The sequence below is a fragment of the Pseudomonas sp. UBA4617 genome, assembly GCF_002386445.1.
Lineage (GTDB): Bacteria > Pseudomonadota > Gammaproteobacteria > Pseudomonadales > Pseudomonadaceae > Aquipseudomonas.
This window is the reverse complement of record NZ_DGIR01000046.1, coordinates 66491-91723: the sequence shown is the minus strand read 5'-3', so window position 1 is coordinate 91723 and position 25233 is coordinate 66491. Positions and strand designations below refer to the sequence as shown.

Here is a 25233-nt window from a genome sequence, read left to right as displayed (position 1 = left end):
TGTGGGGCTGCTGTGCAGCCCCGACAATTTCAGGGCTTGGCGACGTGCCAGACGTCCTTCATGCCGTCACCGGTCATATCCCCGGTCTTCTTGTCCTTGATGAAGGTGTACAGCGGCTTGCCGTCATAGGCCCACTGCTTGGCGCCGTCATCGCGCATCACCACGCTCCACTTGCCCTTGGCCGGTTCGTCATTGGCCTTGACCATCAAGGGCGGCCAGTTCTTGGCACATTCGCCATTGCACATCGACTTGCCGCCCGCATCCTTGTCGAAGGTGTACAGGGTCATGCCGGCATGGTCGACCAACATGCCGTCCTTCTCCATCGCATGCTCGGCACAGGCCACCCCCGGTAGCGCCAGCGCAGTGAAAAGGGCCATCCAGCTCAGCGTTTGTCGTGTCATTGGATTCACCATTGTTTCGGGGGATTGGGTTCGGAATGCCGCAAAAGCGGCTCTTTCAAGCCTAGTTCAGTCATGGAATGTCGCCAGAATGGCCAACGGCCTGTCACACAGCTGCAATAATTCCGTTATCTAATGCGGGCCAAGACATCGTATCCAGGAGAGGTTTTGAGCATGGTTGGCAGGAACATACTGATCGTCGACGACGAAGCGCCTATTCGCGAGATGATCGCCGTTGCCCTGGAAATGGCCGGCTATGACTGCCTGGAAGCAGAAAACTCCCAACAGGCCCATGCGATCATCGTCGACCGCAAACCGGACCTGATCCTGCTCGACTGGATGCTGCCAGGCACCTCCGGCATCGAGTTGGCCCGCCGCCTCAAGCGCGACGAGCTGACCGGCGACATTCCGATCATCATGCTCACCGCCAAGGGTGAAGAGGACAACAAGATCCAGGGCCTGGAGGTGGGCGCCGACGACTACATCACCAAACCGTTCTCGCCACGTGAACTGGTTGCCCGCCTGAAAGCCGTGCTGCGCCGCACCGGCCCCAGCGACAGCGAGGCACCGATCGAGGTCGGCGGCCTGCTGCTGGACCCGATCAGCCACCGCGTGACCATCGACGGCAAGCCGGCCGAGATGGGCCCCACCGAATACCGCCTGCTGCAGTTTTTCATGACCCACCAGGAGCGCGCCTACACCCGTGGCCAGTTGCTGGACCAGGTGTGGGGTGGCAACGTCTATGTCGAAGAGCGCACCGTCGACGTACACATCCGCCGCCTGCGCAAGGCGTTGGGTGAGGCCTACGAAAATCTGGTACAAACCGTCCGGGGCACCGGCTACCGCTTCTCGACCAAGAGCTGATCGAGTTCAAAAGCGCCAAGCTGCATGTAGTTGTACAAGGACCGTCAATTGAACCAGAACTGGCACGCCACCCTGATTCGCCACCTGCTGCTGCTGATTACCGTCTGCCTGATCGGCGGGCTGGTCAGCGGCTACTATGGCTGGAGCCTGGCCATCGGCCTGGCGCTCTACCTGGGCTGGACCCTCAAGCAACTGTTACGCCTGCACGACTGGCTGCGCAACCACCAACCCGATGAAGCACCGCCCGATGGCTACGGCCTGTGGGGCGAGGTGTTCGACAGCATCTATCACCTGCAACGCCGCGACCAGCGCGTGCGCGGCCGCCTGCAGGCGGTGATCGACCGGGTACAGGAGTCCACCGCCGCGCTGCGTGACGCGGTGATCATGCTCGACAGCGACAGCAACCTGGAATGGTGGAACCGCGCCGCCGAAACCTTGCTGGGCTTCAAGACCCCACAGGACGGTGGCCAGCAGGTCACCAACCTGGTGCGCCACCCGCGCTTCAAGGAATACTTCGAGGCGGAGAACTACCTCGAACCGCTGGAAATCCCGTCGCCAATCAACGACCGCATGCGCTTGCAGCTGCACATCACGCGCTATGGCAACAACGAACACCTGATGCTGGTGCGTGACGTCACCCGCATCCACCAGCTGGAACAGATGCGCAAGGACTTCGTCGCCAACGTGTCCCACGAGCTGCGCACACCGCTGACGGTAATCACCGGTTACCTGGAGACCCTGCTCGACAACGTCGAAGACGTGAACCCGCGCTGGAACCGTGCCCTGCAGCAGATGAGCCAGCAGGGGTCACGCATGCAGACCCTGCTCAACGACCTGCTGCTGCTGGCCAAGCTGGAGGCCACCGACTACCCGTCGGACAACCAGCCGGTGGCGGTCGATGCCTTGCTCGCGGCGATCAAGAATGACGCCCAGGCCCTGTCCGGGCCGCGCAACCAGCGCATCAGCCTTGAAGCCGCACCCGGGGTGAAGCTCAAGGGCAGCGAATCGGAGCTGCGCAGTGCCTTCTCCAACCTGGTATTCAACGCGGTGAAGTATACCCAGGACGAGGGCAGCATCCGTATTCGCTGGTGGGCCGACGCCCAGGGCGCGCACCTGTCGGTGCAGGACACTGGGGTAGGGATCGATGCCAAGCACCTGCCGCGCCTGACCGAACGCTTCTACCGGGTCGACTCCAGCCGCGCATCGAATACCGGCGGCACCGGGCTGGGGCTGGCGATCGTCAAGCATGTGTTGATGCGCCACCGCGGCCGGCTGGAGATCAGCAGCGTGCCGGGGCACGGCAGCACCTTTACCTGTCATTTTGCACCGGCACAATTGGCTAACCCGAAGGGCTGATATCGTCGCTGCAGCGCAGCCCTTGGCGGGCACGCCCGTTCCTGCAGCGGCCCTGATAAGACCACCACCCTTTGCTTTTGCCGCCCCAGCCGCTACATTGGACCCCCTGTGCCAGCCAGAGCTGGCACTTTTTTTCTCTCTATCCCAAAGACGGAACCCGTAAAAACTCCATCATGGACCCTTCCCCTGGTTTCAGCCTCACCTCGTTATTCGCCGACTTCGGCATGATCATCTTTGCCCTGCTGCTGGTGCTGCTCAACGGTTTCTTCGTTGCCGCCGAATTCGCCATGGTCAAGCTGCGGGCCACCCGCGTCGAGTCCATCGCCGAGCTGCATGGCTGGCGCGGCAACATCCTGCGCAAGGTACACAACCAGCTTGACGCCTACCTGTCGGCCTGCCAGCTCGGCATTACCCTCGCCTCCCTTGGCCTGGGTTGGGTCGGCGAGCCCGCCTTCGCCCACTTGCTGGAACCTTTGCTGGCCTACCTGGGCGTCGACACGCCCGAGCTGGTCAAGGCCATCTCGTTCTTCGTCGCGTTCTTCGTCATCTCGTACCTGCACATCGTGGTCGGCGAACTGGCGCCCAAGTCCTGGGCAATCCGCAAGCCCGAGCTGCTGTCACTGTGGACCGCCGTGCCGCTGTACCTGTTCTACTGGGCAATGTACCCGGCCATCTACCTGCTCAATGCCAGCGCCAACACCATCCTGCGCATTGCCGGCCAGGGTGAACCCGGCCCGCATCACGAGCACCACTACAGCCGTGAAGAACTGAAGCTGATCCTGCACTCCAGCCGTGGCCAGGACCCCAGCGACCAGGGCATGCGCGTGCTGGCCTCGGCTGTGGAAATGGGCGAGCTGGAGGTGGTCGACTGGGCCAACTCGCGCGAGGACATGGTCAGCATCGATGCCCATGCGCCGCTGAAGCAGATACTGGCGCTGGTGCGTCGCCACAAGTTCAGCCGCTACCCGGTGTACGACGCCGAGCGCGAGGAATTCACCGGCCTGCTGCACATCAAGGACTTGCTGCTGGAGCTGGCAGAACTGGAGCACCTGCCCGAAACCATCGACCTGGACGACCTCGCCAGGCCACTGGAGCGTGTGTCGCGGCACATGCCGCTGGCGCAGTTGCTGGAGCAGTTCCGCAAGGGCGGCGCGCATTTCGTGCTGGTGGAAGAGGCCGATGGCAAGGTGATTGGTTACCTGACCATGGAAGACGTGCTGGAAGTGCTGGTCGGCGACATCCAGGACGAGCACCGCAAGGCCGAGCGCGGCATTCTCGCCTACCAGCCGGGCAAGCTGCTGGTTCGCGGCGACACGCCGCTGTTCAAGGTCGAGCGCCTGCTGGGTGTCGACCTTGACCACATCGAGGCTGAGACCCTGGCCGGGCTGGTGTATGAGACGCTCAAGCGCGTGCCTGAAGAAGAGGAAGTGCTGGAGGTCGAAGGGCTGCGCATCATCATCAAGAAGATGAAAGGGCCGAAGATCGTGCTGGCCAAGGTGCTCAAGCTGGATTAGTGCCCATGGGCCTGCGAGGCAGGCCCGGCAGTCTCAAGGGTTGCCCGCAGTGAAGTCGGGTAACCCGTTGATCGGCCTGTCGAACTGATAGGGTATCGATTCAAGCGCCAGCCCCACATTGCGCTGCACCACGAAGTGCAGGTGCGGCCCGGTACTGTTGCCAGTATTGCCGGACTTGGCCAGCATCTGCCCCTGTCGCACCCGCTGCCCCTCCGCTACGATCACCGAGCCACGCATCAGATGCAGGTACACACCCATGGTGCCGTCCGGGTGCAGAATCCGCACGAAATTGCCCGACGGGTTCGGCCCGCGCCCGTTCTGGCGGTTTTCCGTCTTCACCACTACACCTTCCCGCGCGGCAATGATGGGGGTGCCTTCGGGCATGGCGATGTCCATGGCATAGCGCCCTTTCGGCCCGAAATGGCTGACTCGGCCATTGGGGCCCTGGGTCACACGGAACGGTCCGCCGACCCAAGGGAAGGCATAGCGAAAGCTCTTCGGCCGCTTGCCCGGCGCGCCCATGGCCTGCAGCAAGGTCGAGCGGTAATTCAGCAACATCCCGGGCCGCCCCCTGAGCACGCTGAGCATCTGCGTGGTATGCGGCGGCAACACCCGGCGCACGATACGCGGCGCATTACCGCCTTGCGCGTTCACCAGGTTGTCCAGCCGCAACTCCACTTCTACCGGCACATGCAGCTGGTTGCGGGCCGAGAAGCTGACGCCACCGTCGAAGGTTATCGCATTCAGCTGCACCTGGCCTTCGTGCATCTCGACCATGGGCTCGCGCTGTACCAAGGGTCTGGCACCAGGACCAGGCCGGTCGGTATAGGAAGTTACACGGCCATCATCGGTGATCGTGTAGATCGTCATGCCTTGGCTCGACACCGAAGCCATGAGCATTGCACAGAACAGCAGCAGGCGGGCGGGCATGATGGTGGCTTTTTGACAGTTATGGTCTGTCGAAGACTAGCAGCCGGTTTTACGGCGGGTATTGCAGTTGGTCGGATGGCCCAGGGGTCCTTTTACAGGAGCGGCCTTGCAGCTCTCGCGCGATCCAGGGCCGCACCTACAGAGAGGGCGGCCTGGAACTGGGGTCAGGCGCCGGGGGTAAAGTGCTTTTGGGCAGTTCCACGAGCAATCAGGCGCGACAGATAGTCGAGCTTCTGCGCATCCTGGTCGACGAACTTGAACGTCAATTGCAGCCAGTCACTGTCGGGCTTGGGCTCCAGTGCCACCACGGCATGCAGGTAACCGTTCAGACGCGCGACTTCGGCGTTCTCACCCTGCTCCAGGTTCAGCACGGCGCCTTCCAGCACCTGCGGCAGCGTTTCGCCACGGCGAACCACCAGCAAGGCCTCTTTCAGGCTCAACGCCTTGATCACGCAAGCCTGCATGCCACTGGCCAGGCGTAACTGGCCCTGGCCACGGCCGGTCGGCAGTGGCGCAGCGGCGGCAGGGGCACTGACCGATGGCCTGGCAGGTGCCGGTGCCGCTGCCGATGCGGTGACTTTTGCCACTTCTGGTTTGCCGCCAGTCAAGGCACTCAGCGAATCGTTGGCGAACGCCGAGTTGATGCGCGCCGGGCCGCTGGACATCAGGCCATCGAGCTTGCCGATCTTGGTCAGGGCCTTTTTCACCTTGGTCAGCAATTGCTCGTTGGTGAACGGCTTGCCGACGAAATCGGACACGCCGGCCTGGATCGCCTGGATGACGTTTTCCTTGTCGCCACGGCTGGTCACCATGATGAACTGCAGGTTTTTCAGCTCAGGCTGCTGACGGCACCAGGTGAGCAGTTCCAGGCCGGACATTTCCGGCATCTCCCAGTCGCACAGGACCAGGTCGAACGCTTCCTTGCCCAGCATCGCCATTGCCTTGCGACCGTTGACGGCATCGTCGATGGTCATGCCCGGGAAGGCGTTGCGCAGGCATTTGCGGACCAGGTCGCGGATGAACGGGGCGTCATCCACAACCAGCACATTCACTTTACTCATCGATACTCCTTCTGAATCCCGGCTAGCCTACCGCCGAATAATGGCCATTCGCTACAACCTGGTCACGCCGGGACTTCTTCATATCGTTCGCGGGTGCCTGCCGGCTCCTCGACCGCAAACGAAAACGCCCGGCCAAGGCCGGGCGTCGATGCTCGGGAGCAACCTTACTTATCGTCAGGTTCAGCCGGAACATTAGCTTTTTCGCCATCTTCGAGCGCGGTGCCCTGCACTTCCGCGGTCATGCGCTTGAGGCCCATGTGGCGTACATCGGTGCCGCGCACCAGGTAGATCACCAGCTCTGAGATGTTGCGCGCGTGGTCGCCGATCCGCTCCAGCGAACGCAACACCCAGATCACACTGAGCACCCGCGAGATCGAGCGCGGGTCTTCCATCATGTAGGTCACCAGCTCGCGCAGGGCGGTCTTGTATTCGCGGTCGATGGTCTTGTCGTACTGGGCCACCGACAGCGCCAGGTCGGCGTCGAAACGGGCAAAGGCGTCCAGCGCGTCGCGGACCATGTTACGCACCTGGTCGCCGATGTGGCGCACCTCGACGTAGCCGCGCGGTGACTCGCCTTCCTCGCATAGCTGGATGGCGCGGCGGGCGATCTTGGTCGACTCGTCACCAATACGCTCCAGGTCGATCACCGACTTGGAGATGCTGATGATCAGGCGCAGGTCGGACGCTGCCGGCTGACGACGGGCCAGGATGCGCAGGCACTCCTCGTCGATGTTGCGCTCCATCTGGTTGATCTGCTCGTCGACTTCGCGCACTTGCTGAGCCAGGCCGGAGTCGGCCTCGATCAGCGCGGTGACCGCGTCGTTGACCTGTTTCTCGACCAGCCCGCCCATGGCCAGCAGGTGGCTGCGCACCTCTTCGAGCTCGGCGTTGAACTGCTGGGAAATGTGATGGGTAAGGCTTTCTTTGTTGATCATCATTCGCTCCGCGAAGAAGCTCAAAGCTTCCAGTAATCGTCTGGTTCCTGTGCCGCAGGGCTGCTAGCCGTAGCGACCGGTGATGTAGTCTTCGGTCTGCTTCTTCGCCGGGTTGGTGAACAGGGTGTCGGTATCGCCGAACTCGACCAGCTTGCCCATGTACATGAACGCGGTGTAGTCGGACACCCGCGCCGCCTGTTGCATGTTGTGGGTCACGATGACGATGGTGTACTTGGATTTCAATTCGTAGATCAGTTCCTCGACTTTCAGGGTCGAGATCGGATCCAGCGCCGAGCACGGTTCGTCGAGCAACAGCACTTCCGGCTCCACGGCGATGGTACGGGCGATGACCAGACGCTGCTGCTGGCCGCCCGACAGGCCCAGGGCCGAGTCGTGCAGGCGGTCCTTGACCTCGTCCCACAGGGCCGCGCCCTTGAGCGCCCACTCGACCGCTTCGTCGAGCACGCGCTTCTTGTTGATGCCCTGGATACGCAGGCCGTAGACCACGTTCTCGTAGATGGTCTTGGGGAACGGGTTGGGCTTCTGGAACACCATGCCGACACGGCGGCGCAGCTCGGCCACGTCTTCGCCCTTGCGGTAGATGTTGTGGCCGTACAGGTTGATGGCGCCTTCCACGCGGCAGCCGTCAACCAGGTCGTTCATGCGGTTGAAGGTGCGCAGCAGAGTCGACTTGCCGCAGCCGGACGGGCCGATGAAAGCGGTCACGCGCTGCTTGGGAATGTTCATCTGCACGTCGAACAGTGCTTGCTTGTCGCCATAGAACAGGCTCAAGCCCGGTACTTCGATGGCCACGGTTTCTTCAGCCAGGCGCAGGCTTTGCTTGTCGCGACCCAGGGCAGACATGTCGATGCCGTGGGCGTGGGATTCTTGCTGCATGGTCAACTCCATACGCTAACAATTCGTTTCAAAGGGCCGCGCCACTTCGGCGCGGCACGCTTGCGATCAGGATTAGCTGTCGAGGGCTTTGTACTTCTCGCGCAAATGGTTGCGGATCCACACGGCCGAGAGGTTGAGGGCCGCGATCACCAGCACCAGCAGCAGCGCCGTGGCGTACACCAGTGGCCGCGCGGCTTCGACGTTGGGGCTCTGGAAGCCGACGTCATAGATGTGGAAGCCCAGGTGCATGATCTTCTGGTCCAGGTGCAGGTACGGGTAGTTCCCGTCCACCGGCAGCGACGGTGCCAGCTTGACCACGCCCACCAGCATCAGCGGCGCCACTTCACCGGCGGCGCGGGCCACGGCCAGGATCATGCCGGTCATCATGGCCGGGCTGGCCATGGGCAGGACGATCTTCCACAGGGTCTCGGCCTTGGTCGCACCCAGGGCCAGCGAGCCCTCGCGCACGGTGCGCGGAATGCGCGCCAGGCCTTCCTCGGTGGCCACGATCACCACCGGCACTGCCAGCAGCGCCAAGGTCAGCGAAGCCCACAGCAGGCCCGGGGTACCCAGGGTGGGTGCCGGCAGCGCCTCGGGGAAGAAAAGACGGTCGATCGAGCCACCCAGCACGTAGACGAAGAAACCCAGGCCGAACACCCCGTAGACGATCGCCGGCACACCGGCCAGATTGTTCACCGCGATGCGGATCAGCCGGGTTACCGGGCCCTGCCTGGCGTATTCACGCAGGTAGACAGCCGCCAGCACACCAAACGGGGTAACGATGACTGCCATGATCAAGGTCATCATCACGGTACCGAAGATGGCCGGGAAGATACCGCCCTCGGTGTTGGCTTCACGCGGGTCATCGCTGAGGAACTCCCAGACCTTGGTGAAATAGCTGCCCAGCTTGGTGAAACCTGACATGGCGTTCGGCTGGATCGCATGCACCACCTTGCTCAGGTTGATTTCCACTTCACGGCCATTGGCATCACGGGCCACCAGGCTGTCACGGGCGAAGTCCTGGTGCAGGCCGGTCAGGCGCTCCTCGATGGCCTTGTAGCGGCTGTTCAGCTCGGCGCGGTCGGCGTCCAGGTCAGCCTGAGCGGCGGCATCCAGCTTGCCGTCCAGCTCCAGCTTGCGCGCTTGCAGGCGCAGGCGCTCGAGGCCATGGTTGATGGCGCCGATATCTTTCTTCTCCAGGCTTTGCAGCTCGCTGCTCAGTTGACTGGCGCGTTTGAGGCGGGCCTGCAGCTCGTTCCAGGCCGCGGGCCCCTCGGCGACCACGCGGCCTTGTTCCTTGACGCTGACCAGGTAGCCATAGAAGTTGCCCCACTCGCGGCGCTCCAGCGCCATCAGGTCGGCTGGGTGCTGTTCATCGACCAGCCACTCGCCGACCACCCAGGTGAAGTCGCTGCCGTTGAGGTCGCGGTTACCGACCTTGATCAGTTCCCTGGTCATGAACTCCGGGCCCTGATCAGGCACCGGCAGGCCGGCGCCCTTCAGGCGCGCCCGGGATACTTCCTCCTTCTGCACCACTTCGCCGATGACGACGTGATCGGCCTGGCCCGGCACCTTGTAGGTGGCCTGGACAAGATCGGCCGGCCAGAAGTGGCCCAGGCCGCGCACGGCGATCACCGCGAGCAGGCCGACGGTCATGATCACCGCCATGGCCACCGCGCCGCCGCTCATCCAGACGCCCGGGGCGCCACTCTTGAACCAGCCTTTGAGGGAATCCTTTTTCACGGATCGCTACCTTTCTATCAAAGCGACGAGTATTTCTTGCGCAGACGCTGGCGAATCAGCTCGGCCAAGGTGTTCATGATGAACGTGAACATCAACAGCACCAGCGCGGCCAGGAACAGCACGCGATAGTGGCTGCCGCCGACTTCCGATTCCGGCATTTCCACGGCCACGTTGGCGGCCAGGGTACGCATGCCCTCGAACAGGTTCAGCTCCATCACCGGGGTGTTGCCGGTGGCCATCAACACGATCATGGTCTCACCCACCGCCCGGCCCATACCGATCATCAACGCCGAGAAGATACCCGGGCTGGCGGTGAGGATGACCACACGGGTCAGGGTCTGCCAGGGCGTGGCACCGAGCGCCAGGGAGCCCAGAGTCAGGCTGCGCGGCACGCTGAACACTGCATCTTCGGCGATGGAGTAGATGTTCGGGATAACCGCAAAGCCCATGGCAATCCCCACCACCAGGGCGTTGCGCTGGTCATAGGTGATACCCAGGTCGTTGGTGATCCACAGGCGCATGTCCCCGCCGAAGAACCAGGTTTCCAGGAGCGGGCTCATGTACAAGGCGAACCAGCCGATCACCAGGATTACAGGAATCAGGATGGCCGCTTCCCAGCCGTCCGGAATGCGCAGGCGGATCGACTCGGGCAGCCGGCTCCAGGCGAAACCTGCTGCCAAAATGCCGATCGGCATGATCACGAACAGGCTGAACACGCCCGGCAGGTGGCCTTCCAGGTAGGGCGCGAGGAACAGGCCGGCGAAGAAACCGAGGATCACTGTTGGCATCGCTTCCATCAGTTCGATCACCGGCTTGACCTTGCGGCGCATGCCCGGGGCCATGAAGTAAGCGGTGTAAATGGCGGCGGCAATCGCCAGCGGGGCCGCCAGCACCATGGCGTAGAACGCCGCCTTGAGGGTACCGAAGGTCAGCGGCGACAGGCTCAGCTTGGGCTCGAAGTCAGTGTTCGAAGCAGTCGACTGCCAGACGTACTTCGGCTCGTCATAGTTCTCGTACCAGACCTTGCCCCACAGCGCGCTGAAGGAAATTTCCGGATGCGGGTTGCGCAGGCTCAGCGGCAGCAGCTTGCCGCCCTCTTCGATGATGATGCGGTTGGCACGTGGCGACAGGGCCAGGATGCCCGCGCCTTCGGCAGCCTGCTCGACCAGCAGGGTACGGTGCGCGGTGCTGTGGAACACGCCCAGTTTGCCCTCGGCATCCAGGGCGATGAAGCCCTTGCGGCGCTCTTCGGCGTCGATCTGCACGATCGGGGCCTTGCCCAGCTGGAAGCTGCGAATCTGCTTGAAGCGCGATTCGCCATCCGGGTCACGGGCCATGAACCACTGGGTCAATCCACCTTTGGAGTCGCCCATGATCAGCGAGATGCCGCCGACCAGCTGGGCCGTGGCGGTGATCTCGGTGTCCGCACTTTCAGACAGCTTGTAACGGCCGTTTAGGCTCTTGTCGCGCAAGCTGAAGACATCGGCAGTGGCGCGGCCGTTGATCACGTACAGCCAGTGCTGACGCGGGTCGATGAAGATGTTTTTCACCGCTTCGGTCATCTGCGGCAGTTCGATGCGGTTCTGTTCGGTAGTGACCTCGCCGGTCATCATGTTTTCGCTGCGGGTCAGCTCGACCACCTGCAGGTGCGCGCCGGTGGAACCGGCCAGCACCAGGGCATCACCATTGACGTTGACGCTGACATGTTCCAGCGCGCGGCCCTGGTCATCGAGCACGACCGGTTGCTCGCCGTACGGGTAGTCGATGCCGGGGTCGATGGTTTTCTTGTTGTCTGGGTAGGTAACCTTGTAGCTGTGCTGGAACACCAGGGCCTGACCATTGGACAAGCCCAACACCACCAGCGGGCTTCCCGGCTGGTCGGCACTGATCGAGGTGACCTGCGTACCTGCCGGCAGCGGCAGGGTGATCTGCTTGAGCGCGTTACCGGTCTTGGTATCGAAGAACAGTGCCTGGCCCTTGTCCGAAACGCGCATACCCACCAGGTTCTGCTCTTCAAGCGCGATCATCAGCGGCTTGCCGGCATCCTGTTGCAGCCAGGTCGGCTCCAGGGCCTTCTTGCTGGTCAGCTCGGCGCCCTGGAACAGCGGCAGCACCACATAGGCCAGGTAGAAGAAGATCAAGGTGATTGCCGCCAGTACGGCAAGCCCGCCCACCAGTACATACCAGCGGGTCAGGCGGTCCTTGAGTGCGCGCATGCGGCGCTTGCGTTGCAACTCCGGCGTATTGAAGTCAATCCGCTCGGGCTGGGTATTTTGGGTCATGGTGGAGTTGGCCAGATCATTCATGCGCACACCGTAGCGATCCCGTATGACAAAAACATTACAAAGTAGTGACGCACGAAAGCCCGCCGCACAGTAAGCCTGGCTTCGGGCTGAGGAATCGTGGAAGAGGCCGGCTATTGACGCCGGCCTCCGCCTCAGTCAGTTACTTTTTTGCGACGTTATCCGAATGGGACAGGCCCAGGTCAGCCAGGGTCTTGTCGACGACCTTGGCCGGCAGCGGGATGTAGCCATCCTTCACCACCACCTGCTGGCCAGCTTGCGACAGCACCAGCTTGACGAACTCGGCCTCCAGCGGAGCCAGCGGTTTGTTCGGCGCCTTGTTGACGTACACGTACAGGAAGCGCGACAGCGGGTAGCTGCCGTTCAGGGCGTTGGCTTCGTTATCTTCGACGAACTCGCCGCCCTGTTTCTTGGCAAGGGCAACAGTCTTGACGCTGGCGGTCTTGTAGCCAATGCCCGAGTAGCCGATGCCGTTCAGCGAGGAGCTGATCGACTGCACGACCGAAGCCGAACCAGGCTGTTCGTTGACGTTAGGCTTGAAGTCGCCTTTGCACAGGGCTTCTTCCTTGAAGTAGCCATAGGTGCCGGATACCGAGTTGCGGCCGAACAGCTGGATTGGCTTGTTGGCCAGGTCGCCGGTCACGCCCAGGTCACCCCAGGTCTTGACGTCGGCCTTGCCACCGCACAGGCGGGTGGAGGAGAAGATAGCGTCGACCTGGGCCATGGTCAGGCCTTTGATAGGGTTGTCCTTGTGCACGAACACGGCCAGGGCATCGACGGCAACCGGGATGGCGGTCGGTTTGTAGCCGTACTTCTGCTCGAAGGCCTGCAGCTCGACATCCTTCATCTTGCGGCTCATCGGGCCGAGGTTGGCGGTGCCTTCGGTCAGCGCGGGTGGCGCGGTGGAGGAGCCGGCCGCCTGGATCTGGATGTTTACGTTCGGGTATTCCTTCTTGTAGGCCTCGGCCCACAGAGTCATCAGGTTCGCGAGGGTGTCGGAACCTACGCTGGAGAGGTTGCCCGAAACACCGGTGGTCTTGGTGTAGGTCGGGATTGCAGGATCGACAGCGGCCACCGCGTTGGCGGTTGCAACGCCAGCGGCGGCAAAGGTGAGGGCCGCCATCAAACGCTTCAGTTTCATGCCTTGCTCCTAGCAGGAATAGGGGGTGTTGGATGGAACGGGCCCAAGTATCTGCAGGCCGCATGAATACGATATGACTTGAATGTGACAATTGGATGAAATGCCATCACCCATCAGTTGACTGGCAACACGTGTCTCGCGATGGGCTGCGCAGCAGCTCCAGAAATAGCAACCACGGCACAGATTGCCGGGGGGTTGCTGCGCAGCCCATCGTGCACAATGCCGCTCCTGCAAAAGGTCAGCGCTTGTTGGCGAGCAGGTAAAGGCCCACCACCAGGCCAACGGCACACAACCCCGCTACATAGTAGGCAGGCGCCATCGGGCTCACTTTCAACAACGCAGTCACCACCATCGGCGTCAACCCGCCAAAGATCGCGTAGGCCACGTTGTACGAGAACGACAGCCCGCTGAACCGCACCACCGCTGGAAATGCCTTGACCATCACATAGGGCACTGCACCAATGACACCCACGCACAATCCGGTCACCGCATACAGCGGGAACAGCAGCTCAGGCCGCGTCGGCAGGCTGTGGTAGAAGGTCCAGGAACTCACCAGCAGCAGCAGGCTACCGATCACGAACACCCGGCCCGCGCCAAAGCGGTCGGCCAGGCTGCCAGCGCCGATGCAGCCGAAGCTGAGCAGCACGATCGCCAGGCTGTTGGCCTTGAGAGAGTCGGCCGGGCTAATGTGATAGATGCTCTGCAGCAACGCCGGGGTCATCAGGATGACCACCACGATGCCGGCAGACAGCATCCAGGTCAGCAGCATCGACAGCACGATCGGGCCACGATGATCACGCAGCACGGCACGCAGCGGCAGCTCCTCGGCCAGGGCCTTGCGCTGCTGCATCTCGGCAAATACCGGGGTTTCGTGCAACCAGCGGCGCAGGTACACCGAGAACAGCCCGAACACACCGCCCAGCAGGAACGGAATACGCCAGGCATAATCGGCCACTTCGTCCGCGCTGTAGACGCTGTTGATCAGCGTTGCCACCAGCGAGCCAAGCAAGATACCCGCAGTCAGGCCGGCCGTGAGAGTACCGCAGGCGTAGCCGGTGTTGCGCGCCGGCACGTGCTCCGACACGAACACCCATGCACCCGGAACCTCGCCACCGATTGCCGCGCCCTGGATCACCCGCATCAGCAGCAGCAGGATCGGCGCCCACAGGCCGATCTGTGCGTAAGTCGGCAACAGGCCCATGATCAGTGTCGGCAACGCCATCATGAAGATGCTCAGGGTGAACATCTTCTTGCGCCCGAGCAGGTCGCCGAAATGGGCCATGATGATGCCTCCCAGCGGTCGCGCCAGGTAGCCGGCGGCGAAGATCCCGAAGGTTTGCATCAGGCGCAGCCATTCGGGCATGTCGGCGGGGAAGAACAACTTGCCGACGACAGTGGCGAAGAACACGAAGATGATGAAGTCGTAGAACTCCAGCGCGCCGCCCAGCGCGGACAGTGAAAGGGTCTTGTAGTCACTGCGGGTCAGTGGCCGCGAGGGCTGCTCGATACTGCTCGGCACGGAAGTCATCGCTGATTGTTCTCTTTGTAGGGCACGCAGGCCGCGTGGCACGCGGCTTCTGGATTGGTGACAGAGGAAGATAGCAAATTGCCGAGCTGCGCCGAAAGCGATACAAAATCCATACACATATTCATGAATGCGCGGTCGTCGCTGGCCAATATGCTCTATATACTGCCGATTCGTAGGAAAAGGTTGCTCCTAACGTGGGATGTTGTGCGAAAACGCCGGTCATTACTGTCAGGCGGTTTCGCAGAGTTTCCCTACGGCCGCCCAGTGAAACGAAATCGGCGTAGTATGTGTCAAGCTGAATCGTTTACCCGGCCTTTGCGCCACACCAACGAAAAGCGTCACGGGTCAGAGGCCCCATCGCATGATTGAGCTCGAACAAGAAGATCCTATCCCGCAGGGCGACCTGGCCTTGCAGATCACTGCACTCCCGCGCGAGACCAACGGGTTTGGCGATATCTTTGGCGGCTGGTTGGTCGCCCAGATGGACCTGGCCGGTACCGCCATGGCCAGCCGTGTCGCCGGAGGCCGCGTGGCCACTGTAGCCATCGACCGCATGGCTTTCCTGGTGCCAGTGGCCGTTGGCGCACAGTTGTCTTTCTATACCCAGACCTTGGAAATTGGCCGCAGCTCGATCCAGATGATGGTTGAAGTGTGGAGCGACGACCCGTTGTCCAGCGAATGGCGCAAGGTTACCGAAGCGGTGTTTGTCTTCGTCGCCATCGACGGCAGTGGCCGTACCCGCTCCGTACCTCGTCGCTGAGCCTCGGCGGCGGTAAACTCATTGCATGTGCCCGGGTCCAAGGCCCACTGGCAATCAATGAGATGAACACAATGGCTTCCTTCCAGGTCGTAACCGAGCAACATGGCGAACTCAACTGCTGGCGCATCAGCAGCAACCACGCTGAACTCCTGATCGCCCAGCAAGGTGCGCAGATCCTCAGCTACCAGTGCGTTGGCCAGCCACCACTGCTGTGGCTGAGCGACCAGGCCATCTTCCGCCAGGGCAAATCGGTACGCGCCGGGGTGCCGGTGTGCTGGCCGTGGTTCGGCAACCTGCAGCGCAACCCACAGGCCGTGCAGGCCATGTACCACGGTGAACAGCCCCCCGCCCACGGCTTGGCGCGGACCCGTGACTGGCAATTGTTGGGCATCGAAGAGGCGGGCGACGGGCTGCGTATCGAGTTCGAGCTGCCCGAAGCGCAGGGCAACCTGGCCGACTGGCCCCACGACGTAGAGCTGAAGTTGCTGGTGGAACTGGGGGTTGATCTGAAGCTGAGCCTTACCAGCCGCAACATGGGCAACACGCCGGTCATCCTCAGCCAGGCCCTGCACAGTTACTTTGCGGTCAGCGATGTACGGCAGGTGCGGGTGGAGGGTGTCGAAGGGCTGGGCTACATCGAGACCCTGGCCGACTGGCAGCAGCGCCAGCAACACGGCGCGCTGGCGTTCGCCGGTGAAACTGACCGGATATACCTCGCCACCCCGCCGCAACTGAGCATTGTCGACCCGCACTGGAACCGGCGGATTACCCTGACCAGCAGCGGGTCACGTTCGGCGGTGATCTGGAACCCCTGGACCGAGCGGGCCAAGGAGTTGCCGGACATGGCCGATGATGGCTGGCAGCGGATGCTGTGCATCGAGACGGCGAATGTGTGGGATGACCTGGTGGAATTGAAACCAGGGGCAACTCATTCGCTTGGCCTGGTGGTAGCTAGCGAAGCGCTTTGATCTGCAGCACTTGGGACCGCTGCGCGGTCCTTTCGCCACACGGGGCCGCTCCTGCAAGGTGTCAGGTGCGCCCTTGTGTTTTCAAGGCATCAGAGGTCGGCATCCTCCACCACCCTCACCTTCTGTGCATCCAGCGCATAGGCCGCATCGGCCAGGTCGTTGCTGACCTTTTCCACCTTCAGCGTGCCGCTGACCCACAGCGGTGTGTAGATGTCGTCAATCTTCAGGCCTTTCGGGTAGCGCACCAGCACCAGCTGGTTCGGCGGCGGTGGCGGCACATGGATGCAGGCGCCCGGGTATGGCACCAGGAAGAACAACGTACTATTGCCCTTGGCGTCACTTTCCAGCGGCACTGGGTAGCCGCCCAGACGGATGTCCTTGCCGTTCATGGCTGCCACTGTCCTGGTCGAGTACATAACCGCGGGCAGGCCCTTGCTCTGCTTCAAGCCGCCCTTGGCGGTAAAGGTACCCATGGCTTCCGGCGAATTGTGGTCGATCTCGGGCATCTGCTCGAGCGCCTTCTGGTCCGACTTGGGCATCAGCTCAAGCCAGTCGGTTTCCGGCAGTTCGGCATGGGCCAGGGCGCTGGCCAACAGTAAGGGGGCGAGGAAAAAGGCACGCATGAAAATGCTCGGCAACTCGAAGGAATTGCCGGGCATTCTAACCAGTATTCAGCGTTTCTTGATGAATCCGTAGATCACCAGCAGGACGACCGCACCCACCAGTGCGCCAAGGAAGCCTGCAGCCTGCCCGGCCTGGTAGATGCCCAGCGCCTGGCCACCATAGGTTGCCAGCAGGGAGCCGGCGATACCCAGCAGGATGGTCATGATCCAGCCCATGCTGTCGTCGCCCGGCTTGATGAAGCGAGCCAGCAGGCCGACGATGAGGCCGATGAAGATGGTTCCAATGATGCCCATGGCGATCCCTCTGCAGTGAAGAATGGAACAAGCCAAAGCCTAGACAGCGCTTCGGCTTGTTGCCATTTCAGAGGGTATGTGGCGGGTAGAAGTTCGATCAGTTGCCGATCAGGGCTTCTACTTCGGCAATCTTGCGCTTCAGGGTAGCCATGTCGTGGCAACGCAGGGTGGCGTGGCCGACCTTGCGCCCGGCCTTGAATGCCTTGCCGTAGTGGTGCAGATGGCAATCGTCAATGGCGATCACCTTGTCCACAGCCGGCACTTCACCGATGAAGTTGAGCATCGCGCTTTCGCCCACCTTGGCAGTCGAACCCAGTGGCAGGCCGGCGACGGCACGCAGGTGGTTCTCGAACTGGCTGCACTCGGCGCCTTCGATGGTCCAGTGCCCGGAGTTGTGCACGCGCGGGGCGATTTCGTTGGCCTTCAGGCCGCCGTCGACTTCGAAGAACTCGAAGGCCAGCACGCCGACATAGTCGAGTTGCTTGAGCACGCGGCCCACGTAGTCTTCGGCCAGGGCCTGCAGTGGGTGCGCCTGGCTGGCAACCGACAGACGCAGGATGCCGCTTTCATGGGTGTTGTGCACCAGCGGGTAGAAACGGGTTTCACCATCACGGGCACGCACGGCTACCAGCGAAACTTCGCCGGTGAACGGGACGAAGCCTTCCAGCAAGCACGGCACGCTGCCCAGCTCGGCAAAGGTACCGACCACGTCCTCAGGCGTGCGCAGTACCTTCTGGCCCTTGCCGTCGTAACCCAAGGTACGGGTTTTCAGCACGGCCGGCAGGCCGATGCTGGCCACCGCGGCGTCCAGGTCTGCCTGCGAGAGAATGTCAGCGAAGGCCGGGGTGGGGATACCCAGGTCGCGGAACATGCTTTTCTCGAACAGGCGGTCGCGGGCGATGCGCAGCGCCTCGGCACTGGGGTAAACCGGCACGAACTGCGAAAGAAAGGCCACGGTTTCGGCCGGCACGCTTTCGAACTCGAAGGTGACCAGGTCGACTTCGTCGGCCAGTTGGCGCAGGTGGTCCTGGTCACCGTAGTCGGCGCGCAGATGCTCGCCCAATGGCGCGGCGCAGGCGTCCGGGGCCGGGTCGAGGAAGGCGAAATTCATGCCCAGCGGGGTACCCGCCAGGGCCAGCATGCGGCCCAGCTGGCCGCCACCAATTACACCGATCTTCATGGGTAAAGCCTCAAGCCTGGCGCGGGTCTGGGTTGTCCAGTACGGTCTCGGTCTGCTCCGTGCGGAACTGCTTGAGCGCCGTATGGTACTGCGGGTATTTGGCACCGAGGATGCTGGCCGACAGCAGCGCAGCGTTGACTGCACCTGCACGGCCGATGGCAAGGGTGGCAACCGGGACGCCAGCAGGCATCTGCACGATCGACAGCAGCGAATCGACACCCGACAGCATCGACGATTGCACCGGCACGCCCAGCACCGGCAGGTGGGTCTTGGCCGCACACATGCCTGGCAGGTGGGCAGCGCCACCGGCACCGGCGATGATCACCTCGATGCCCCGCCCTTCGGCCTCTTCGGCGTACTGGAACAGCAAGTCCGGGGTGCGGTGGGCGGAAACCACCTTCACTTCGTAGGGAATGCCGAGTTTTTCCAGCATATCGGCGGTGTGGCTAAGGGTGGACCAATCGGACTTGGAGCCCATGATCACGCCAACCAGTGCACTCATCGTCGAGCCTCTTCGCTTGTGCGCCCTTGGGCGCGTCAAAAAACAACAAGCCACGCGGGACGGCCGGCGTGGCTTGTTTGCTGATCAGGACCGGACACATCCGGTCGAAAGGCCGCGCAGTATACCGTAAGGAGGTGCGTTTAAGGCACCCCGGCGACCAACTGTAGGCCCTTATTTTTCGGGGCTTTGACTGACTTTCGAGTCAACCACTGCAGCCCCCTCGAGCTTGCGCCACAGCAGCCTTACGTTGGCCTTGCGTACCAGGGCGCAGCGATACAGGCGGATTTCCAGCGGCACATGCCACTGGCTGCCGCCGCAGATTGCCAGTTCACCCCGTTCGAGCTCGCCGCGCATCGACAGGCGCGGTACCCAGGCGATACCCATGCCCTCCAGCGCCATGCTCTTGAGGCTGTCGGCCATGGCGGTTTCATAGACGGTGGTATAACGCAGGTTGCGCTGGCGCAGCAGCAAGTTGACCGAGCGACCGAGGAATGCGCCAGCGGTATAGGCCAGCAAGGGTACGCTGCCCTCGCCTTCAAGATCGAACAAAGGCTTGCCATCGGCATCTACGGCGCACACCGGCAACATTTCGGTGGTGCCCATGTGCAGCGACGGGAAGATTTCGGCGTCCATCTGCAGTGCCGCATCCGGGTCATAGAAGGCCAGCATCAGGTCGCAGCCGCCTTCGCGCAAGGCATGCACGGCATCGCCCACGTTGGTCGCAACCAGGCGCGTGGCGATGTTCAAGCCGTCATTGCGCAGCTGGGCCACCCAACGCGGGAAAAAGCCCGAAGCCAGGGAGTGTGCAGCAGCCACCTGCACCACCTCGCCTTGCCCGCCCTCAAGATGATGCAAATGGCGAAGAATTTCGCTCAACTGATCGACAACCGTACGTGCCGTGACCAGAAACAGCTGGCCAGCTTCGGTCAGTTCTATCGGAGTGCGGGAACGGTTCACCAACTGCAGGCCCAACGCCGCTTCCAGGCTACGGATGCGCCGGCTGAACGCGGGTTGGGTAACGAAACGCCGCTCTGCCGCCTGGGAAAAACTGCGGGTAGCCGCCAACGCGCTGAAGTCTTCCAGCCATTTGCTTTCCAGGTTCACGAAGCACATCTCCTGGCATGCACCAAAATGGAACACGCTCGAATATCAATTGGCGTCACATGAAACACTATGCCGTTTGTGCATAGGTTAGCGTGCAACAGCATTTGCCGCAAAATCGCCTTCAGGCCTAGGATTGGCGCCATTCCGGCATGTGCCGGGTCAAAATCGAGATGATACCCATCATGTCCTCCGCTGCATCGTTCCGCGTCGAAAAAGATCTGCTTGGTACCCTTGAAGTCCCTGCCGATGCCTACTACGGCATCCAGACCCTGCGCGCTGCCAACAACTTCCACCTCTCCGGTGTTCCGCTGTCGCACTACCCGAAGCTGGTCGTGGCCCTGGCCATGGTCAAGCAGGCCGCTGCCGACGCCAACCGTGAGCTGGGTCACCTGAGCGATGCCAAGCACGCTGCCATTACCGCAGCCTGCGCCCGCCTGATCAAAGGCGACTACCACGACCAGTTCGTGGTCGACATGATCCAGGGCGGTGCTGGTACTTCCACCAACATGAACGCGAACGAAGTCATTGCCAACGTCGCGCTGGAGGCCATGGGCCACCAGAAGGGTGAATATCAGTACCTGCACCCGAACAACGACGTGAACATGGCGCAGTCGACCAACGACGCCTACCCGACGGCCATCCGTCTGGGCCTGCTGCTGGGCCACGACGCCCTGCTGGCCAGCCTCGACAGCCTGATCCAGGCCTTCGCTGCCAAAGGTAAAGAGTTCGACCACGTACTGAAGATGGGCCGTACCCAGCTGCAGGACGCCGTGCCGATGACCCTGGGCCAGGAATTCCGCGCCTTCGCCACCACCATGACCGAAGACCTGCAGCGCCTGCGTTCGCTGGCGCCGGAACTGCTGACCGAAATCAACCTGGGCGGTACCGCCATCGGCACCGGCATCAACGCCGACCCGGGTTACCAGGCCCTGGCCGTACAACGCCTGGCTGCCATCAGCGGCCAACCGCTGGTACCGGCTGCCGACCTGATCGAAGCTACCTCCGACATGGGCGCCTTCGTGCTGTTCTCCGGCATGCTCAAGCGTACCGCCGTCAAGCTGTCGAAGATCTGCAACGACCTGCGCCTGCTGTCCAGCGGCCCGCGCACCGGCATCAACGAGATCAACCTGCCGGCGCGTCAGCCAGGCAGCTCGATCATGCCAGGCAAGGTCAACCCGGTTATTCCGGAAGCGGTCAACCAGGTGGCCTTCGCCATCATGGGCAACGACCTGGCGCTGACCGTCGCCGCTGAAGGTGGCCAACTGCAGCTGAACGTGATGGAACCGCTGATCGCCTACAAGATCTTCGACTCGATCCGCCTGCTCCAGCGCGCCATGGACATGCTGCGCGAGCACTGCATCGTCGGCATCACTGCCAACGAACAGCGCTGCCGTGAACTGGTCGAACACTCGATCGGCCTGGTCACCGCCCTGAACCCGTACATCGGCTACGAAAACGCCACCCGTATCGCCCGCGTTGCCCTGGAAACTGGCCGTGGTGTGCTGGAACTGGTGCGCGAGGAGAAGCTGCTGGACGATGCGATGCTCGACGACATCCTGCGTCCGGAAAACATGATCGCTCCCCGTCTGGTTCCGCTGAAGGCGTAACCAGGACGCTGTAAACAGTCTCACCAGGTCGAGGGACTAGACACCTCTCAACCTTTACAGGGCCCGAGCCTATGCTTCGGGCCTTTTTTTTGCCTACGCATTCCGGGTTCCTGCGCAGCCCCCGGGATATCGGCACACAACTTGCTCCAAAATGCGTCCCAGGCCAACGGGATGACCCAGCATGCTGCACAGCCACCTGACTACCCTCAACGCGGTTTCGCTGATCCTCAACGTTTTCCAGGCAGACGGTTGCGAGGCAGCGGCGCTGTTGGCCGGCAGCGGTATCGGCCCGGCGGACCTGGGGCATGCCGATGCGCGCATCACCACCCAGCAGGAACTTCAGGTATGCGCCAACGCCGTTGCCCGGCGCGAGGACATCGGCCTGGAACTGGGCCGGCGCATGCATGTGTCGTGCTACGGCATGCTCGGTTACGCCCTGCTCTCCAGTGCCACTTTGGGTGACGCCTTGCGCCTGGCGTTGCAGTATCCGGCACTGCTGGGAACAGTTTTCAAGCTGCGTTTGCTCGACGACGGCCAGCGGGTCTGGTTCAGCGCCAGCGAGTGCCATGACAGCCCGGCACTGAACGCCTTCAATGCCGAGTTCTGCCTGGTGTCGCTGAAGGTGATCTGCGACGACTTGCTCGGCCGCCCACTGCCGCTGCTGGGCGCCCGCTTCGAACACCCTCGGCCCGGCTATCACATGCTCTATGCCGGTGCGTTCCAGTGCCCGGTCGGGTTCGACGCCGAGGACAATGCCTTTGCTTTCGAACGTCGCTGGCTGGACATGCCGTTGCCGCTGGCCGACCCGATTACCCACAAGGCGATGAGCGAACGTTGCCGGCGCCTGAACCTGGAATTCACTGGCCGCCAAGCCTGGCTGGGGCGGATTCGCCAGCTGCTGGCACAGCAACTGGACGCAGCACCCGGGCTGGAGGGCCTGGCGCGGCAGATGAACTGTTCATCGCGCACCCTGCGTCGGCATTTGCAAGCCTTGGGCAGCAGTTATCAACAACTGCTGGATGAGCTGAGGTTCGAGCGGGCCAAGCAGCTGCTGGCTGAGCAACAGATGCCGATCTACCGGATTGCCGAGGCGCTGGGGTTCAGCGAAACCGCCAGTTTCCGACATGCCTTCCAACGCTGGAGTGGCGTCGCACCCAGCCATTTCCGCGGCTGACCTGTAGCGGGCAGGCCCGCGAAAAAACCCGCCCCGAAAAACCTGGCCGACCACCTTGGCCATATCGATCCCCTTTTGGCCGTTTGTGTCGTTCTCCCCACTGGCTTCGCCCTTGAAAATGGGTCCACGCCAGTGTCCAAGGGAGAACAACAATGCTGACGATCTATTCCGATGACCACCGCCTGCACCATGGCCGCTGCGAGCTGATAGACGGTAAGCTGATGCCCTGCTTCGAAATGCCGTCGCGCGCCGACCACGTGCTCGAACAGGTTAAAAAGCGCAACCTTGGCGACATCCAGAGCCCTACCGACTTCGGTCGCGCGCCGATTCTGCGTATCCACAGCGCCGCCTACCTGGATTTCTTCGAAGGCGCCTGGGCGCGCTGGGCGGCACTGGGCCAGGAAGGTGACCTGCTGCCCTTTACCTGGCCCGCCCGCACCCTGCGCCAGAAAAAGCCCAGCGGCCTGCACGGTGAGCTGGGCTACTACAGCTTCGATGCCGGGGCACCGATCACCGCCGGTACCTGGCAGGCTGCCTACAGCGCCGCCCAGGTGGCCCTCACCGCCCAGGCCGCCATCCAGCAGGGCGCCCATTCGGCCTTTGCCCTGTGCCGCCCGCCAGGGCACCACGCCGCCGGTGAAGTCATGGGTGGCTATTGCTACCTGAACAACGCCGCCATCGCCGCCCAGGCGTTCCTCGACCAGGGTCGGCACAAAGTCGCCATCCTTGACGTCGACTACCACCATGGCAATGGCACCCAGGACATCTTCTACCACCGCGGTGATGTGTTCTTCGCTTCGATCCATGGTGACCCGCAGGACGAATTCCCGTTCTTCCTCGGCTATGCCGACGAAACCGGCGAGGGTGCCGGAGCAGGCTGCAACATCAACTATCCACTGCCCGCTGGCAGCGACTGGGCTGCCTGGAGCGCTGCCCTGGAGGACGCGTGCCAACGCATCGCCGCCTATGACGCCGACGTACTGGTGATCTCGCTGGGCGTTGACACCTTCAAGGACGACCCGATCTCGCAGTTCAAACTGGATAGCCCGGACTACCTGGAGATGGGCAAGCGCATCGGGCAGCTCGGCAAGCCGACCCTGTTCGTGATGGAGGGCGGCTACGCTGTGGAGGAAATCGGTATCAACGCGGTCAATGTGCTGGAAGGCTTCCAGCGCAGCCAAACAGGAGCCCGGTAAATGGTCCGACTCAAGCGTCTGCTCGCCCCGTTCATCGCCGCCACGCTGTTCACCGGCGCCCTGCAGGCCCAGGCGGAACAGCGCACCCTGCGGGTCTACAACTGGTTCGACTACATCACCCCGCAAACCCTCACCGAGTACCATAAGGACAGCGGTGTAAAGCTGATCTATGACATCTTCGACACCAACGAGGCTCTGGAAGCCAAGCTGCTCACCGGTAACTCCGGGTATGACGTGGTGGTGCCGTCCAACGTGTTCCTCGCCAAGCAGATCGAAGCAGGGGTATTCCAGCCACTGGACCGCAGCAAGCTACCGAACTGGCAACACCTGGACCCGTCCCTTATGAAGCTGATCGAAGCCAACGACCCGGGCAACAAGTTTGCCGTACCCTACATGTACGGTACCGTGCTGATCGGCTTCAACCCGGCCAAGGTCAAAGCTGCGCTGGGCGACGACGCGCCAGTCGACAGCTGGGACCTGATCTTCAAGGAAGAGAACATCGCCAAGCTCAAGCAGTGTGGCGTGGCGCTGCTCGACTCGCCGTCGGAGATCCTGCCACTGGCCCTGCAGCACCTGGGCCTGCCGCCTAACAGCGACAAGCCGGCCGACTACAAGCAGGCCGAGGCACTGATGTTGAAAATCCGCCCCTACATCACCTATTTCCACTCCTCGAAATACATGGCGGACATAGCCAACGGTGACATCTGCGTGGCGGTAGGCTACAGCGGCAGCTTCTCCCAGGCCGCCAACCGCGCCCGCGATGCAAAGAATGGCGTGGTGGTAGATATGCGTCTGCCCAAGGAGGGTGCGCCAATCTGGTTCGACATGCTGGCAATTCCGAAGAATGCAGCCAACCCGGAGGATGCGCATGCATTCATCAACTACCTGCTGCGGCCCGAGGTGATTGCGCCGATCAGCGATTTTGTCGGCTACCCGAACCCCAACAAGGATGCCACCGACAAGGTGAACCCGGCGATTCGCAACAACCCCAACCTCTATCCGACGGCGGAGGCGATGACCAAGCTGTATACCCTCACGCCTTTGGCGCGTGATGCCGAGCGGGCACGCACCAGGGCCTGGACGCGGATCAAGTCCGGAACCTGAGTCGCACGCTTCGCGGCAAGCCCTCTCCCCACAGGCATAGCGCTGGCCCAA

23 protein-coding genes are annotated in these 25233 nt (G+C 62.4%); 9 read left to right on the top strand and 14 right to left on the bottom strand.

The genetic code is table 11. The features are described from left to right. Window positions 1-29: 29 nt before the first annotated feature. Window positions 30-401, bottom strand: coding sequence for a hypothetical protein (locus tag B4L76_RS20550; RefSeq protein WP_296234985.1), 372 nt, complete (start codon window positions 399-401; stop codon window positions 30-32). 171 nt (window positions 402-572) lie between these two features. Here B4L76_RS20550 and phoB point away from each other — a divergent pair, with 171 nt between their 5' ends. The 3 genes from phoB (at window position 573) to B4L76_RS20535 (ending at window position 4132) form a co-directional block, all read left to right on the top strand. Further along, the gene (gene phoB, locus B4L76_RS20545) at window positions 573-1262 is read left to right on the top strand and encodes a phosphate regulon transcriptional regulator PhoB (RefSeq protein ID WP_003253341.1); all 690 of its coding nucleotides are present in this window, start codon (window positions 573-575) and stop codon (window positions 1260-1262) included. Window positions 1263-1310: 48 nt separating this feature from the next. Further along, a complete protein-coding gene (phoR, locus tag B4L76_RS20540; RefSeq protein ID WP_296234984.1) occupies window positions 1311-2618 on the top strand; it encodes a phosphate regulon sensor histidine kinase PhoR in 1308 nt (435 codons plus the stop codon). Window positions 2619-2791: 173 nt separating this feature from the next. Further along, window positions 2792-4132: a hemolysin family protein gene (locus tag B4L76_RS20535; RefSeq protein ID WP_296234983.1), complete on the top strand. Its 1341-nt coding sequence runs from the start codon at window positions 2792-2794 to the stop codon at window positions 4130-4132. 33 nt (window positions 4133-4165) lie between these two features. Here the strand turns inward: B4L76_RS20535 and B4L76_RS20530 are convergent, their stop codons facing one another. The 8 genes from B4L76_RS20530 to B4L76_RS20495 form a co-directional block, all read right to left on the bottom strand. Then, window positions 4166-5062, bottom strand: coding sequence for a M23 family metallopeptidase (locus B4L76_RS20530; RefSeq protein ID WP_296234982.1), 897 nt, complete (start codon window positions 5060-5062; stop codon window positions 4166-4168). Window positions 5063-5226: 164 nt separating this feature from the next. After that, window positions 5227-6123 carry a response regulator gene (locus tag B4L76_RS20525; protein WP_296234981.1) on the bottom strand — a complete coding sequence of 299 codons (897 nt, stop codon included), beginning with the start codon at window positions 6121-6123 and terminating at the stop codon, window positions 5227-5229. Window positions 6124-6287: 164 nt separating this feature from the next. Next, window positions 6288-7058 carry a phosphate signaling complex protein PhoU gene (gene phoU / locus B4L76_RS20520; RefSeq protein WP_225779785.1) on the bottom strand — a complete coding sequence of 257 codons (771 nt, stop codon included), beginning with the start codon at window positions 7056-7058 and terminating at the stop codon, window positions 6288-6290. Window positions 7059-7121: 63 nt separating this feature from the next. Beyond that, window positions 7122-7955, bottom strand: a complete 834-nt coding sequence (gene pstB / locus B4L76_RS20515) for a phosphate ABC transporter ATP-binding protein PstB (RefSeq protein ID WP_084855420.1) — start codon at window positions 7953-7955, stop codon at window positions 7122-7124. 72 nt (window positions 7956-8027) lie between these two features. Next, a complete protein-coding gene (gene pstA / locus B4L76_RS20510; RefSeq protein WP_296235037.1) occupies window positions 8028-9644 on the bottom strand; it encodes a phosphate ABC transporter permease PstA in 1617 nt (538 codons plus the stop codon). 71 nt (window positions 9645-9715) lie between these two features. Continuing rightward, entirely contained in the window at window positions 9716-12004 is a 2289-nt protein-coding gene (locus B4L76_RS20505) for an ABC transporter permease subunit (RefSeq protein ID WP_296234980.1), read from the bottom strand. 139 nt (window positions 12005-12143) lie between these two features. Beyond that, complete coding sequence (locus B4L76_RS20500) at window positions 12144-13142, bottom strand: phosphate ABC transporter substrate-binding protein PstS (protein WP_296234979.1); 999 nt, start codon at window positions 13140-13142, stop codon at window positions 12144-12146. Between the two features lie 238 nt (window positions 13143-13380). After that, window positions 13381-14670: an MFS transporter gene (locus tag B4L76_RS20495; protein WP_296234978.1), complete on the bottom strand. Its 1290-nt coding sequence runs from the start codon at window positions 14668-14670 to the stop codon at window positions 13381-13383. Between the two features lie 361 nt (window positions 14671-15031). On the opposite strand from B4L76_RS20495, the gene B4L76_RS20490 reads away from it, so the two are divergent. Next, the gene (locus tag B4L76_RS20490) at window positions 15032-15430 is read left to right on the top strand and encodes an acyl-CoA thioesterase (RefSeq protein ID WP_003253317.1); all 399 of its coding nucleotides are present in this window, start codon (window positions 15032-15034) and stop codon (window positions 15428-15430) included. A 71-nt stretch (window positions 15431-15501) separates the two neighbouring features. Further along, window positions 15502-16398, top strand: coding sequence for a D-hexose-6-phosphate mutarotase (locus B4L76_RS20485; RefSeq protein ID WP_296234977.1), 897 nt, complete (start codon window positions 15502-15504; stop codon window positions 16396-16398). Between the two features lie 89 nt (window positions 16399-16487). Here the strand turns inward: B4L76_RS20485 and B4L76_RS20480 are convergent, their stop codons facing one another. From B4L76_RS20480 to B4L76_RS20460, 5 genes are all read right to left on the bottom strand, one after another. Next, a complete protein-coding gene (locus B4L76_RS20480) occupies window positions 16488-17021 on the bottom strand; it encodes a DUF3299 domain-containing protein (RefSeq protein WP_296234976.1) in 534 nt (177 codons plus the stop codon). Window positions 17022-17069: 48 nt separating this feature from the next. Continuing rightward, window positions 17070-17315: a GlsB/YeaQ/YmgE family stress response membrane protein gene (locus B4L76_RS20475; RefSeq protein ID WP_003253308.1), complete on the bottom strand. Its 246-nt coding sequence runs from the start codon at window positions 17313-17315 to the stop codon at window positions 17070-17072. A 97-nt stretch (window positions 17316-17412) separates the two neighbouring features. After that, window positions 17413-18495 (bottom strand): 5-(carboxyamino)imidazole ribonucleotide synthase, encoded by a 1083-nt coding sequence (locus B4L76_RS20470; protein ID WP_296234975.1) that lies wholly within the window; start codon window positions 18493-18495, stop codon window positions 17413-17415. A gap of 10 nt (window positions 18496-18505) precedes the next feature. Further along, on the bottom strand, window positions 18506-18997 hold the full coding sequence (gene purE / locus B4L76_RS20465) for a 5-(carboxyamino)imidazole ribonucleotide mutase (RefSeq protein WP_170033866.1): 492 nt from the start codon (window positions 18995-18997) through the stop codon (window positions 18506-18508). A 171-nt stretch (window positions 18998-19168) separates the two neighbouring features. Further along, window positions 19169-20101, bottom strand: a complete 933-nt coding sequence (locus tag B4L76_RS20460) for a LysR substrate-binding domain-containing protein (RefSeq protein WP_296234974.1) — start codon at window positions 20099-20101, stop codon at window positions 19169-19171. Window positions 20102-20283: 182 nt separating this feature from the next. Here B4L76_RS20460 and aspA point away from each other — a divergent pair, with 182 nt between their 5' ends. The 4 genes from aspA to B4L76_RS20440 all read left to right on the top strand — a co-directional run bounded on the left by aspA (window position 20284) and on the right by B4L76_RS20440 (window position 25182). After that, complete coding sequence (aspA, locus tag B4L76_RS20455; RefSeq protein WP_003260072.1) at window positions 20284-21708, top strand: aspartate ammonia-lyase; 1425 nt, start codon at window positions 20284-20286, stop codon at window positions 21706-21708. A 181-nt stretch (window positions 21709-21889) separates the two neighbouring features. After that, complete coding sequence (locus B4L76_RS20450) at window positions 21890-22882, top strand: AraC family transcriptional regulator (protein WP_296234973.1); 993 nt, start codon at window positions 21890-21892, stop codon at window positions 22880-22882. Between the two features lie 152 nt (window positions 22883-23034). Beyond that, window positions 23035-24078, top strand: a complete 1044-nt coding sequence (locus B4L76_RS20445; protein WP_296234972.1) for a histone deacetylase family protein — start codon at window positions 23035-23037, stop codon at window positions 24076-24078. After that, window positions 24079-25182: a polyamine ABC transporter substrate-binding protein gene (locus B4L76_RS20440; protein ID WP_296234971.1), complete on the top strand. Its 1104-nt coding sequence runs from the start codon at window positions 24079-24081 to the stop codon at window positions 25180-25182. It begins immediately after the preceding gene. Window positions 25183-25233 lie beyond the last annotated feature (51 nt).